Source organism: Chelatococcus caeni (genome assembly GCF_014196925.1).
GTDB classification, from domain to species: Bacteria; Pseudomonadota; Alphaproteobacteria; order Rhizobiales; family Beijerinckiaceae; genus Chelatococcus_A; species Chelatococcus_A caeni.
In genome coordinates this window covers 1-12,366 of record NZ_JACIEN010000007.1, presented here as the reverse complement: position 1 = coordinate 12,366, position 12,366 = coordinate 1, and the positions used below count along the sequence as shown (strand labels likewise).

Genomic DNA, 12,366 nt, shown 5'->3' with positions numbered 1-12,366 from the left:
CCAAGGCCGGCATAACCCGAGGAGGTTTCCATGGACGCCAAGGATATGCCCAACTACGAAATTCCCGCTGAGATGCGTGATTTCGCCGAGCGCAGCGTCGAGCAGGCGCGCAAGGCGTTTGATGGCTTCATCACTGCCGCGCAGAAGGCGGTGACCGCCTTCGAGGGCTCGGCCACGACGGTCCAGTCCAGCACCCAGGACCTGACGCACCGCACCCTGTCCTTCGCCGAGCAGAACATCGCTGCCGCCTTCGACCTGGCGCAGAAGCTGGTCCGCGCCAAGGACATGCAGGAGGCCATGCAGCTGCAGGCCGACTACCTGCAGAAGCAGCTCGCGTCCCTGCAGTCGCAGATGAAGGAATTCGGCTCCGCCGCCGAGAAGGTCGTCGGCGAAGCGACCAAGCGCAAGGCCTGAGGCCAGCGTTCCGTAACATGTGAAGGAGATCGACCATGGCCACTGCGAAGTCGAACGGGGCATCGCCGCCAGGTCAGGGTCCGCAGGCCAAGGATGCCCCGGGGGCGAAGCCGGCGCCTGCCGCGCCCGCCGCCGGGACACCTGCCGCCACGCCCGCCAAGCCAGCAACGTCTGCCGGGCCCGTGTCGTCCGCGCCGCCTGCTCCGAAGCCGTCGGAACCCGCCGGGAATCCCGCCAAGGATACGGCGAAGGAACCGGCCGGGCAGCCCGCTGGCGGGCAGGCTGCAGCCAAGGCGCCTGTCGCCGTGGCGCAGGCGCCGAAGCCGGTAGCCGTGAAGGCGGCGCCCGTCGCGGTGTCGAGGCCCGAGCCGGCACCGAAGCCGGCGTCGACAGGGGTTGCCCCGGCGGCGAAATCCGCGCCGGCATCCAAACCGGCCAAGACCGCGAAGCCGGCCAAGGCTGCCAAGCCCGCCAAGCCCGCAAACGCTGCCAAGCCCGCGGCCACAGCGTCGACGCCGGCCAAGGCGGCAGCTGGTGCCGGCAAGGTCGCGGCCGCGCCGGTAAAGCCTCTCGTCAAGGCGCCGCCCGTGACCCCGCCGGTCGCCAAGGCCGTGCCGGAGGCCCCTTCCTCGGTGGCGCGGACGGCGCGGGCGGTGGCGCATACGGTGGCCGAGGCGCTGGATCGGGGCGCCGAGGCGGCCCGGCGCGTCGAGGCGGCTGTCGGTGAGCGGCAGACGGCGTCGGGCGCCGAGGCGCTGACCCGGGCCGGCCTCACGCAGGCGCGTGACGGCTATGCCGTCGTCCGGCAGTCGCTCGAGCAGCTGCAGGGCGGCCTCGCCGAGAGCGCCGGCATCGCCTCCAAGGGCGCCGCGGAAATCAACGGCAAGGTGCTCGACCTCATGCGCGCGCAGGCGGATGCCGCCTTCGGCCTGTGGCGGCAGCTGCTCGGCGCGGGCTCGTTCTCGGAGGCCGTGCAGTTGCAGACCAAGGGCTGGCGGCATGGCTACGAGATGACGTCGTCGCGTCTCAAGGACATCGCCGAGACGACGGGGCGCGTCGCCGAGACCTCGATCAGTCCCGTGCGCCGCATCGTCGATACCTGGAGCAAGGAAACCCGGCTGAAGCGGGGCGGCTGAAGCCCCCCGATCCCGGGCGGCAGAACGCCTTGCGGCCCCTGCGCGGGGCCGCTGTCAACAGCCCCTTCGCGCTGCGGCGAAGGGGCTTGAAATCGCAAAGCGATGCGCCTAGTTTCCGCCTGACTGCGGAGCCTGCGGCTCCCCGGGCTGTGCAGCTGTAGCTCAGTTGGTTAGAGCGCCTGATTGTGGATCAGGAGGTCCCCCGTTCAAGCCGGGGCAGCTGTACCATCTTCCTCTGAAAAACCTTTGCGATGATCGGCGGGTGATCACTCCTGCGGCGCAACGTGCGTCCGTTGCCGCACGCGTCTTTCGTCGCCGTCGGGCGTGTCGTCATCGGTCATGATGCAGTTGCGGCCGTGGGCCTTTGCGGCATAGAGCGCGCGGTCGCCGGCAGCGATGAGTTCGTCGAGGGTCGCGGTGGGCCGCGGCCGCGTGCTCACCCCGACGCTCGACGTGATCGTGATGAACCGGCCCTCGACGCTCAGCGGCGTGGATCCGAGGGCGCCCTGGATGCGCTCGGCCACGGCCTTGGCCTCGGCCAGGCTCGAAACGGGCAGGCAGGCGGCGAACTCCTCGCCGCCGAGGCGGGCGAAGGCGTCTCCCTCCCTGAGGCTGGCGGCTGCGATGCGAGCGAAATGGGCGAGCGCCAGGTCGCCGGCCTGGTGGCCGTGCCGGTCGTTGACGCGCTTGAAGTGGTCGAGGTCGAAGACGAGCATCGCCAGCAGCGGCGGATCCCGCCGGCCGTTCGCCGTCATGGCGTCGAAGCGCTGTGCAAGGCCGCGCCGGTTCAGGGCACCCGTCAGGGGATCGGTCTCGACGAGCTGGCGCAGTCCCTGCTCGGTTTCCTCGACGAGGAGGCGGGCGCCCGCGATGACGGTTGCCACCAGCGCGGCGAGCCCGGCGACGAGTGCCACGGCGGCGAACCGGTAGGAGAAGAAATCCGCGGGCGGAAACAGCGCGGCGAGGACGAGCGAGACGAGGTTGAGGCCGGCGGCAAACCAGAAGATCTGGGAGAGCCAGTGCCGGGCCGGCGAGCGCCGCCCCGCCCGTCGCAGCACCGCGACGTGGAGGAGATAGGCGAGCCCGGCCGTACCGTGCGCCAGCATGATGCGGAAGCTGCCGCTCGCGGCGAAGGCCGGGGTGAGGCAGCCGAGGACCCAGAGCCCGAGCGGCAGCAGGAACCACGGGCGCGGCCGCAGCCGGTCGAGCACGGAAAACCCCGTCAGCGACAGGGAAAAGCCGGCGAGCGACAGCGCGACGGCGATCTCGATGGCCAAGGTGTCGGCGACGTGCCCGCGCAGGGCCAGCAGCAGCCTGCCGGCGGACATCAGGGCAAAGGCCCCCGACCACCAGAGGCTCGCCACGAACGCCCGGTTCCGCCACCACACGATGAACAGCACGACGGCGACCGTTGCGGTGGCCGACGACCACAGGACGAGGGCGGTCACGAGATCGAGCACGGCCGTGCCTCGGGCATGCTGATGGCTGGAGCAATGCCGATACCGCGTCGCCGGGGCGATAGCCACGAATTTTGCAGGGGATCCGGCAGATTGCCGGCGACGGCGCCGGCCGGCGTGCGGCGCGGGCGTGACCATCGGCCGTCGGGGCACTATCCTCGACGGGCTTGCCGCGCCGAATTCGGCAGCAAGGAGCGGAGTGCCCCGCGGCGGGAAGCGCGATAGATGGGATGACGTTCCACGGAGGGCCAAGGACCATGAACGTCATCACGAGGACAGAGCCGGTGGAGGATGCACGCTGGCAGGCCGTGCTCAGCCGGGACGCAGCGAGCGACGGGCGCTTCGTCTATGCGGTGCGCACGACGGGTGTCTATTGCCGGCCGACCTGCCCGTCGCGCCGCGGCCGGCGCGAGAACGTCGCCTTCTACGACAGCTGCGCGGCAGCGGAAGCCGCCGGCTACCGTCCGTGCCGTCGCTGCCGGCCGAACGAAGCGGCGGCGCCCGCGGCGAGCCGCCATGCCGCCGCCGTGGCGCGCGCCTGCCGCATGATCGACGAGGCCGAGGAGATGCCGGACCTTGCGGCGCTCGCCGCGGCGGCCGGCCTCAGCCCCTTCCACTTCCACCGCGTCTTCAAGGCCGTGACGGGCATCACCCCGCGGGCCTATGGCACGGCCCAGCGCGCGCGGCGCCTGCGCGAGGAGCTGGCGCAAGCGGATGTCAGCGTCACGGAGGCCATCTACGGGGCCGGCTTCAACTCCAACAGCCGCTTCTATGCCGCGTCGAACGCCATGCTCGGCATGACGCCGACGGCCTATCGCCGCGGCGGCGAGGATGCCGAGATCCGTTTCGCCATCGGCCAGTCCTCGCTGGGCGCCGTGCTCGTCGCCACGAGCGACAAGGGCGTGTGCGCCATCGCCCTCGGAGACGATCCGGAGGCGCTCGCCCGCGATCTGCAGGACCGCTTCCCGCGCGCCAGCCTCGTCGGCGACGACCCGGCCTTCGCCGATCTCGTCGCCCGGGTCGTCGGGCTCGTCGATGCGCCCTCGCTCGGGCTCGACCTGCCGCTCGACCTGCGGGGCACGGCCTTCCAGCAGCGGGTGTGGCAGGCCCTGCGCGAGGTTCCGCCCGGCAGCACGGTGAGCTATGCCGATCTCGCCCGGCGCATTGGCCGGCCGGAAGCGGTGCGGGCCGTGGCCAATGCCTGCGCCGCCAACGGCCTCGCCATCGCCGTGCCCTGCCACCGGGTGGTGCGCCGCGACGGCGATCTCTCCGGCTATCGCTGGGGCGTCGAGCGCAAGCGCGCGCTCCTCGCCCGGGAGGCGAAGGCATGACGGCCCTTGCGCAAATGGCGCCGGACACCGCCGCCGACCGTGTTGCGCGCTACGGCTGGCCGGACCTGACGCAGGAGCTCGACGGCTTCGGCTGCGCCGTGCTCCCCGGCCTTCTGAGCGCGGATGAATGCACCGGCATCGCCGCGCTCTACGATGAGGAAGCGTGGTTCCGCAGCCATATCCATATGGCCCGGCACGGGTTCGGGCGCGGCGAGTACAAATATTTTCGCTACCCGCTGCCGGACCTCATCGCCGCCCTGCGCACGGCGCTTTATCCGCCGCTCGCCGAGATCGCCAATCGCTGGAATGTGCGGCTCGGGGTGGATGTCGTCTATCCGCGCAACCATGCCGATTTCCTGGCGCAATGCCACGCCGCCGGGCAGGGGCGGCCGACGCCGCTCCTGCTGCGCTACGGGCCGGGCGACTACAACTGCCTGCACCAGGACCTTTACGGCGCGCTGGCCTTCCCGCTGCAGGTGGCCGTGCTGCTGTCGCAGCCGGGCGAGGACTTCACCGGCGGCGAGTTCGTGCTGACCGAGCAGCGCCCGCGCATGCAGAGCCGGGCCGAGGTGGTGCCGCTGCGCCGGGGTGATGCGGTCATCTTTGCCGTGCACAACCGCCCCGTCGATGGCGCGAAGGGCGCCTATCGCGTCAACCTGCGCCATGGCGTCAGCCGCGTGCGCGCGGGGCGCCGGCACACGCTCGGCGTCATTTTCCACGACGCGACGTGAAGGAGCGGCGGCGGCCCTGGGGCGCCGCCCCACTTGTTCAGCTGGCGCCGATGCTGCGCTTGAAGGCCGGGCGCTCGCGCAGGCGCGCGATATAGCCGTCGAACACCGGTTCGCCCTTGAGGCCGGGGACGCCCATCATCATGCCCCAGGCCAGCTCCGAGCTGATGTAGAGATCCGCAGCCGTGAAATGGTCGCCGAGAAGATGGGGACCCGGGGTGAGGGCCGTTTTCAGCGTCGCCAGCACGTCCTCGTGGCAGCCCCAGCCGGCCATGCCTTTCTGCTGTCCCTCGAGGGGCGCGCGCTTCAGCATGACGTCGAGCGTCGCCGGCTCGTAGCAGCCGGAGCCGAAGAAGAGCCAGCGGTAATAGGCGCCGCGGGCCGGATCGTCCGTTGCCGGAGCAAGTCCGGCGGCGGGAAAGGCGTCGGCGAGATAGGCGATGATGGCCGGCGTTTCCGTCACCACGACGCCGCGGTGCACGATGGTCGGCAGCTTGCCCATCGGATTGATGGCGAGGAAATCGGGAGCCTTGTGCTCACGCTTCTCCATGTCGAGCGTGACGACGCGGTAGGGCGCGCCGACCTCCTCCAGCATCCAGTGCACGATGACCGCCCGCGAGCGCGGGCTGTAATAGAAGGTGACCTCTTCGGACATGGGTGGCTCCCGCCGGTTGCTGGGACCGCAGATTGTCCCGGCCGTCGCGGAAGTCAACGGCAGAGTTGTTGCGAACAGCTATGTTCCTGCGCGTGAACAATCCGGGATCTTGAAGGATCGAAGCGGGGGGTGGGAACTTGTGCCCCTCGCAAAGCGTTGTGTTCATGGATAGCTTTGCGCCTCTTCCGGTGAGGAACATTACGATTATTTAATTCCACATTCAGAATTGGTTCAGCGGGCCGGCGGCAGTCTGGGCCCACATTGCAAGAATGGAGGACGGAACGATGAAGCTATTGCTTTCCATGACAGGTGCGGCGGCCCTGGCCCTGGCTGCCGTCGGCGGCAGCGGCGGCACGGCGCAGGCCATGCCGCTGGGGATGGAGCGGGCCATGCCGGCCGGTGAGATGATCGAGACCGTGCAGTACAGGTACCGCTCGCCGCGTTATGTCGACCGCGGTTTCTATCGTCGCGGCGACTATTACTATTACAACGGCCATCGCGGCTATCGCTACGCGCGGCCGGGCTGGCGCCGCTACAATGACTGGTGGTTCCCGCCGGCGGCCTTCGCGACGGGCGCCATCGTCGGCGGGATCATCGCGGGCCAGGCCGCTCAGGCTGCGCCGCCGCCCGTCTATCGCAGCGGAAGCATGAGCGACGCGCACGTGCGCTGGTGCTATGACCGCTACCGGTCGTATCGCGCGGCGGACAACACCTTCCAACCCTACAACGGGCCGCGCCAGCAGTGCGTTTCGCCCTATTACTGACGGCCCTCTTGCACGGCTGATTGGAGCCCCGCCTCAAGCGGGGTTTTCTTTTGCCCGGGCGCGGCGGCGCGGCGGCTTCTTCTCGCCGGGTGCGGTATCGGCCAGCATGGCCCGCGTCACGCGCCAGCCGGCGAGGTGGTGGGCGCGCAGGATCTCGCGCAGCAGCGCCCCCGCGCGCAGCTGGAGGGCATCAAGGATCTGGGCGTGCTCCTGAAGCGCCCGCGCCCACCGCGTTTCGTCCAGGTTCCCCGTGTAGCGATAACGGCGGATGCGGGCGCTCTCGCTGCGATAGACCCGCGAGAGCGCGGCATTGTGGGCCGCGTCGACGATGCCTTCGTGGATCGCCTGGTTGAGGCGGAAATAACCCATCAGGTCGCCCGCGCGGTGCGCCTCCGCCATGCGCCGGTGCAGATCGGCGATGGCCGCGATCTCGTCCTCCCGCGCCCGCTCGCAAGCGAACGGGGCCGCCGTCGTCTCCAGCCCCACGAGCACTTCCATCGCCGCATCGACATCCGCGAGCGACAGCTGCGTCACCAGCGCGCCGCGGTTCGGCACGATCTCGACGAGGCCTTCCGCCGCCAGAACCTTGAAGGCTTCGCGCAGCGGCGTGCGTGTGACGCCGAGCCGCTCCATCAGGGCGCGCTCGCCGATGCGCTCGCCCGCCGGCAGGTCGCCGCCGACGATCATGTCGCGGATCCTCTCGGCAACGGCGGACGTCAGCCGGCCGCGGGATACCGCCTGCGTGTCCTCCATCAATCCTCCAATTGAATGCACTCATGCCTGTGTCGGTAGAATAAGGCGCGAAACGTGAATCTTGATGGCCATATTGCATGCAATTTGCCATCATGTCCATGACGTGCGGCCTTGCGGCCCCGCCAAGAAGACCCGCAACGACAGGAACGCCACAGGATCCCCATGAACTACCATCGCTATTTCGCCACCGAGCGTCCGCCCGTGGAGACCGCCATCGTCGGCACCGGCAGCTTCGGCCGCAGCTTTCTCCTGCAGGCGCAGCACATGAAGGCGGTCAATGCGCGCGTCGCGGTCGACGTCGATAGCGCGACCGCCGCTGCGGCCTTGCGCGCCGTGGGCATCCCGGGGGAGCGCATCCGCCGCTGCGCGACGGCCGAACAGGCGGAGGCGGCCTGGGCGGCGGGCGATTTCATCGCCGCCGGCGATCTTGCCCAGGTGGTCGACCTGCCGATCGACGTCGTCATTGAGGCGACGGGCCATCCGGAAGCCGGCGCCCGCCATGGCGAGCTTGCCATCGCGGCCGGCCGGCATCTCGTGCTCGTCTCGAAGGAGGTGGACAGCGTCGTCGGGCCGGAGCTCGCCCGCCGTGCGCGGGAGAAGGGCGTCGTCGTGACGCCCGTCGACGGCGACCAGCCGAGCCTGCTGATCGGCCTCATCTCCTGGGCCGAAGTGCTCGGCTTCGAGATCGTCGCCGCCGGCAAGTCGAGCGAATACGACTTCGTGCTCGATGCGGCGGAAGGGGCCATCACCAGCAACGGCCGCACGGTCCCGGTACCCGATTTCGCCGGCCTCGGCCGGCTCGGCGATGCGGCGGCAGATGAGCGGGTCGCCGCCCGGTCCCGCGCCGCGGCGGCGCTTTCCCAGCGCGCCGTGCCGGACCTGTGCGAGCTGCTCCTCGTCGCCAATGCGACGGAGCTGTCGTTCGACCGGCCGGACCTGCACGCACCCATCGCCCGCATCGACGAGGTGGCCTCGCTCCTGTGTCCGGCGGAGGACGGCGGGCTGCTTGCGGGCACCGGCCGGCTCGACGTGTTCCATTGCCTGCGCGGCGCGCACGAGGTCAGCGCGGCCGGCGGCGTCTTCGTCGTCGTGCGCTGCACCAGCGAGGAGACGTGGCGCATCCTCGCCGAGAAGGGCCATCTCGTCGGTCGCACCGGCAACCATGCGACGATCCTCCTGCCGCGCCACCTGCTCGGCCTCGAAGCGGCGACGAGCGTGCTCGAGGCGGCCATTCACGGCGCCTCGACCGGCGCCGCGGCGCCGAAGCCCCGCTACGATCTCGTCGCGCGGGCGCAGCGCGACCTGCCGGCCGGCACGGTGCTCGCCATGGGCGGCCATCATCACACGATCGACGGTCTCGGTGCCGAGCTGCAGCCCGCCGCGCCGCTGTCGCCAGCGGCACCGGCGCCGTTCTATCTCGCCGCCAACCAGCGCCTGGTGCGCGACGTCCGGCAGGGGGCGCTCGTCACCATGGCCGACATCGAGATCGCCTCGGGCTCGGTTCTCCTGGCCCTGCGCCAGGCGCAGGATGTCGCCTTCTTCGGCCATTCGGCCGCGGCCTGAGGCGGGACGAGAAAAACCCCGGGGCCGATGGCCCCGGGGTGGAGAAGGTGCGGCAGCGGGTGAACGCTGCCGCCAGGGGAGGAAAGGGGAGGGGCGCGCTCAGGCGGTCGTCGCCCCGACATCGCGCGACGGCCGCAGGCGCTGGACGACGAGCGACAGGAGCGGCCACACCAGCAGCAGCACGCCAAGAGCCATGATCGTGGCGACGAGCCCGTTCGACCAGAAGATGGACAGGTCCCCGCCCGACATGATCGCCGACTGGCGGAAGGCGTCCTCCGCCTTGTCGCCCAGCACCATGGCGAGCACCATGGGCGCGATCGGATAGTCCAGCTTCTTGAAGACATAGCCGACGACGCCGAAGATCAGCACCAGCCAGAGGTCGAACGAGGCACCGGCCACCGTATAGGCGCCGCTGACGCAGATGACGAGGATGACTGGCCCGATGATGGCGAAGGGCACCCGCAGGATGGCGGCGAAGAAGGGCACCGTGGCGAGCACGAGCACGACGGCGACGACATTGCCGAGGTACATCGAGGCGATCAGGCCCCAGACGAAGTCCTTCTGCTCGATGAAGAGCATGGGCCCCGGCGTCAGCCCCCAGATCATCAGGCCGCCCATCATCACGGCGGCGGTGGCCGAACCGGGAATGCCGAGGGCGAGCATGGGCAGGATGGCGCTGGAGCCCGCGGCGTGGTCCGCCGTCTCGGGCGCGATGACGCCTTCCTCGCGGCCCTTGCCGAAGCCCTCGCGCCGCCGGGCGAAGCGCTTGGCGAGGCCGTAGCTCATGAAGGAGGCGGCCGTCGGCCCGCCCGGGGTGATGCCCATCCAGCAGCCGATGGCCGCCGAGCGCAGCAGCGTCACCCAGTAGCGCGGCAGCGTCAGCAGCGTCTCGAACACCTTGCGCGGCGACACGCGCGCCTTGACCCCGTCGAAGCGCAACCCCTCCTCCATGGTCAGCAGCAGCTCGCCGATGCCGAAGAGGCCGATGACCGCGACGAGGAAGCTGATGCCGCGGATGAGCTCGTCGATGCCGTAGGTGAGGCGCAGGCTGCCCGATACCGTGTCCATGCCCACCGCCGTGAAGGCGAAGCCGAGCATGATCGAGATGACGGTCTTGAAGGGCGAGGACCCGCCGAGGCCGATGAAGGAGGCGAAGGCGAGGAAATAGACGGCGAAGAACTCGGGCGAGGAGAAGCGCAGGGCGAACTTCGCCACCCAGCTCGACAGCACGGTGATCAGCACGACGCCGACGAGCGCGCCGAAGCCGGCGGAGAGGAAGGCGTAGGTCAGCGCTTCCGTGGCGCGTCCCTGCTTGGCCATGGGATGGCCGTCGAAGGTGGTCGCAACCGAGGAGGGCTCGCCCGGGATGTTGAACAGGATCGACGTCGTGGAGCCGCCGAACAGCGCACCCCAGTACATGCTCGTCAGCAGGATGATGGCCGAGATCGGGTCCATCGAGAAGGTCAGCGGCATCAGCAGCGTGACGCCGTTGGGTGCGCCGAGGCCCGGCAGCACGCCGACGAGGATGCCGAGCAGCACGCCGAGCATCATCAGGAGCACGTGGTGCATGGTCAGCGCGACGCCGAAACCATGCATGAGGGAAGCGATGTTTTCCACCCGTTTTCTCCCTGCTGGCCGCTGTGCGCGGCTTCTTGGTGCGGTGGTGCGTCAGTAGATGCCGAGGAGGGCTTCGAGCGGCCCCTTGAGCAGCGGCACCTGGAACCAGCGCTCGAACAGCACGAAGAAGAAGCCCGTGATGCCGCCGGCGACGGCGAGCGCGAAGGGCCAGCGATAGCCGCCCTGGAAGATCATGACGCCGGCGAGATAGACGAAGGTGCCGACGTAGAGGCCGAGCACGTAGGAGCCGACGGTGAAGGCCGCGAGCGGCAGGAAGAACGCCATCACCCGCGCAAAGCCCTCGCGCGTGACGAAGGCCTCGCGCGAGCGCCTGTGGTTGAGGAAGGCCTGCCCCAGCACGCCGAGGCTCGCGGCGATGATGATGAGCCCGACATAGAACGGGAAATAGCCGGGCTGCGGCCCGCCCTCGTCCCACCCGGTCTCGTACTCGATGGCGCCGAGGACGACGACGATGCCCGCGACGAGCGTGGCGCAGCCCGTCGCGATTTCCATGGCGAAGCGGGAGACGAGGCTTCTTTCGTTCGTCGACATGGGTCTCCTCCTCGATTGGCCCGCCCGCTCTTGTCGTTGTTCATTCAGCGAGCGGCGATGACGTTTCCCCTCCCCCTTGCGGGAAGGGGCAGGGGTGGGGTGGTGCAGCATGCAGGAGGCTGTGCGCTCCCTGTCACGCCTCCACCCCGCGCCAGTCCCCGGCAAATCGGTAAGCGACTTGCGCAGGGACGAGAGCACTTCGACGCCTCAGTTCACCAGCCAGCCTTCGGCGGCGATGACGGCGCGGCCTTCATCCTCGTTGTTCTTGATGAAGGTCTGGAAGTCTTCGCCGGCGAAGAAGCGGTTCGATTGCGACGTGCGCGTGATGTACTCCTGCCATTCCGGCTTCTCGCGCACCTGCTTCAGAAGATCGACGTAGAAGTCGACGGCGTCCTGCTGCACGCCTCCGGGCAGGAAGACGGTCCGCGGCATCTGGTAGTGCTCGAGCGGCACCCCGGCCTCCTTGCAGGTCGGGATATCCGCCCAGCCCTTGCCGTCCACCACCGGCTCGCCCCTGGCCATGCGCTCGGGCGCGAAGACGCACAGCGGGCGCACGCCGCCGGCCTTCCACTGGCCGAGGTTCTCCGCCGGGTTGTTGGTGTTGGCCTCGACATGGCCGCCCGCGAGCTGGGTCGCCGCCTCGCCGCCGCTCTTGAAGGGCACGTAGGTCACCTTGATGCCGGCGGCCTTCTCGATCTGCTTGACGAGGATGTGGTCCGTGTCCTTCGACTGGCTGCCGCCGATCTTCACCTTGCCCGGCGCAGCCTTCGCCGCCTCGATGAAGCTCTTGGCGTCCTGATGCGGGGAATCGCCCGGCACCCAGAGCAGGAATTCGTCAACCGCCATGGCCGCGACCGGGGTCAGGTCCTCCGGCTTGAAGGCGAGCTTGGCGACGAGGGGCAGCAGCCACTCGTTGTTGGTGGCGAAGATGACCTTGTGCGGCTCGCCCGCGGCCGTCTTGCCGTAGACGAAGCCCTCGGCGCCGCTGCCGCCGCCCTTGTTGACCACGACCACCGGCTGGTCGAGCAGGTTGTGCTTGGTGATGATCGCCTGCACGGTGCGGGCGAACTGGTCCGTGCCACCGCCGGCGCCGGAGGTGACCACGAACTCGACCGGCTTCGAGGGCTTCCACGCCGCTTCCGCCGCCGAGATGCCCAGCGCCGCGACGAGGGCCGTCGCAGCCATCAGCGCCTTTTTCATCATCATCGTTTCCTCCAGTTTCTTCTTCCGGGCCGCCACTGATCGGGCGGATTGTTCAGCCGGCCGCCGTGCGGATGTCCGGCTCCTGCGCCGCAAGCCGCTTCGCGGCGATATTTGCGGCGAGGCTGAATGCGGCGCGTGTAGCGCCGATATTGGCGATGCCCTTTGCGGCGATGTCGTAGGCGGTGCCGTGGGC

The 12,366-nt window shown here is 69.6% G+C and carries 12 protein-coding genes, 1 tRNA gene and 1 pseudogene; 7 read left to right on the top strand and 7 right to left on the bottom strand.

The features are described from left to right. Positions 1 to 30 precede the first annotated feature (30 nt). From GGR16_RS21650 to GGR16_RS21640, 3 genes are all read left to right on the top strand, one after another. Positions 31 to 414, top strand: coding sequence for a phasin (locus tag GGR16_RS21650; protein WP_019402004.1), 384 nt, complete (start codon positions 31 to 33; stop codon positions 412 to 414). A gap of 587 nt (positions 415 to 1,001) precedes the next feature. After that, positions 1,002 to 1,550, top strand: a complete 549-nt coding sequence (locus GGR16_RS26540; RefSeq protein WP_183318123.1) for a phasin family protein — start codon at positions 1,002 to 1,004, stop codon at positions 1,548 to 1,550. Between the two features lie 151 nt (positions 1,551 to 1,701). Then, positions 1,702 to 1,778, top strand: a tRNA-His gene (locus tag GGR16_RS21640). 38 nt (positions 1,779 to 1,816) lie between these two features. On the opposite strand, the gene GGR16_RS21635 is transcribed toward GGR16_RS21640, so the two are convergent. Then, positions 1,817 to 3,010: a diguanylate cyclase gene (locus tag GGR16_RS21635; RefSeq protein ID WP_183318122.1), complete on the bottom strand. Its 1,194-nt coding sequence runs from the start codon at positions 3,008 to 3,010 to the stop codon at positions 1,817 to 1,819. A gap of 254 nt (positions 3,011 to 3,264) precedes the next feature. On the opposite strand from GGR16_RS21635, the gene ada reads away from it, so the two are divergent. Both ada and GGR16_RS21625 read left to right on the top strand, forming a co-directional pair. After that, the gene (ada, locus tag GGR16_RS21630; protein ID WP_183318121.1) at positions 3,265 to 4,338 is read left to right on the top strand and encodes a bifunctional DNA-binding transcriptional regulator/O6-methylguanine-DNA methyltransferase Ada; all 1,074 of its coding nucleotides are present in this window, start codon (positions 3,265 to 3,267) and stop codon (positions 4,336 to 4,338) included. Further along, positions 4,335 to 5,069, top strand: a complete 735-nt coding sequence (locus tag GGR16_RS21625) for a 2OG-Fe(II) oxygenase (protein ID WP_183318119.1) — start codon at positions 4,335 to 4,337, stop codon at positions 5,067 to 5,069. The genes ada and GGR16_RS21625 overlap by 4 nt, the downstream gene beginning before the upstream one ends. A gap of 37 nt (positions 5,070 to 5,106) precedes the next feature. Here GGR16_RS21625 and GGR16_RS21620 read toward each other — a convergent pair whose 3' ends face one another. Then, positions 5,107 to 5,721, bottom strand: a complete 615-nt coding sequence (locus GGR16_RS21620; RefSeq protein ID WP_183318117.1) for a glutathione S-transferase family protein — start codon at positions 5,719 to 5,721, stop codon at positions 5,107 to 5,109. A gap of 284 nt (positions 5,722 to 6,005) precedes the next feature. On the opposite strand from GGR16_RS21620, the gene GGR16_RS21615 reads away from it, so the two are divergent. Then, on the top strand, positions 6,006 to 6,485 hold the full coding sequence (locus GGR16_RS21615; RefSeq protein WP_246373243.1) for a BA14K family protein: 480 nt from the start codon (positions 6,006 to 6,008) through the stop codon (positions 6,483 to 6,485). Positions 6,486 to 6,518: 33 nt separating this feature from the next. Here the strand turns inward: GGR16_RS21615 and GGR16_RS21610 are convergent, their stop codons facing one another. After that, positions 6,519 to 7,238 (bottom strand): GntR family transcriptional regulator, encoded by a 720-nt coding sequence (locus tag GGR16_RS21610; RefSeq protein ID WP_183318115.1) that lies wholly within the window; start codon positions 7,236 to 7,238, stop codon positions 6,519 to 6,521. A gap of 162 nt (positions 7,239 to 7,400) precedes the next feature. Between GGR16_RS21610 and GGR16_RS21605 the strand changes: the two genes are divergently transcribed. Continuing rightward, a complete protein-coding gene (locus GGR16_RS21605) occupies positions 7,401 to 8,801 on the top strand; it encodes an NAD(P)H-dependent oxidoreductase (protein ID WP_183318113.1) in 1,401 nt (466 codons plus the stop codon). Positions 8,802 to 8,900: 99 nt separating this feature from the next. On the opposite strand, the gene GGR16_RS21600 is transcribed toward GGR16_RS21605, so the two are convergent. From GGR16_RS21600 to GGR16_RS26300, 4 genes and pseudogenes are all read right to left on the bottom strand, one after another. Continuing rightward, positions 8,901 to 10,418, bottom strand: a complete 1,518-nt coding sequence (locus tag GGR16_RS21600) for a tripartite tricarboxylate transporter permease (protein ID WP_183318111.1) — start codon at positions 10,416 to 10,418, stop codon at positions 8,901 to 8,903. 51 nt (positions 10,419 to 10,469) lie between these two features. Further along, the gene (locus GGR16_RS21595; protein WP_183318108.1) at positions 10,470 to 10,970 is read right to left on the bottom strand and encodes a tripartite tricarboxylate transporter TctB family protein; all 501 of its coding nucleotides are present in this window, start codon (positions 10,968 to 10,970) and stop codon (positions 10,470 to 10,472) included. Positions 10,971 to 11,177: 207 nt separating this feature from the next. Further along, positions 11,178 to 12,170: a Bug family tripartite tricarboxylate transporter substrate binding protein gene (locus GGR16_RS21590; RefSeq protein ID WP_343059923.1), complete on the bottom strand. Its 993-nt coding sequence runs from the start codon at positions 12,168 to 12,170 to the stop codon at positions 11,178 to 11,180. Positions 12,171 to 12,225: 55 nt separating this feature from the next. Continuing rightward, positions 12,226 to 12,366, bottom strand: a pseudogene (locus GGR16_RS26300) (4-hydroxythreonine-4-phosphate dehydrogenase PdxA); the annotation flags it as partial.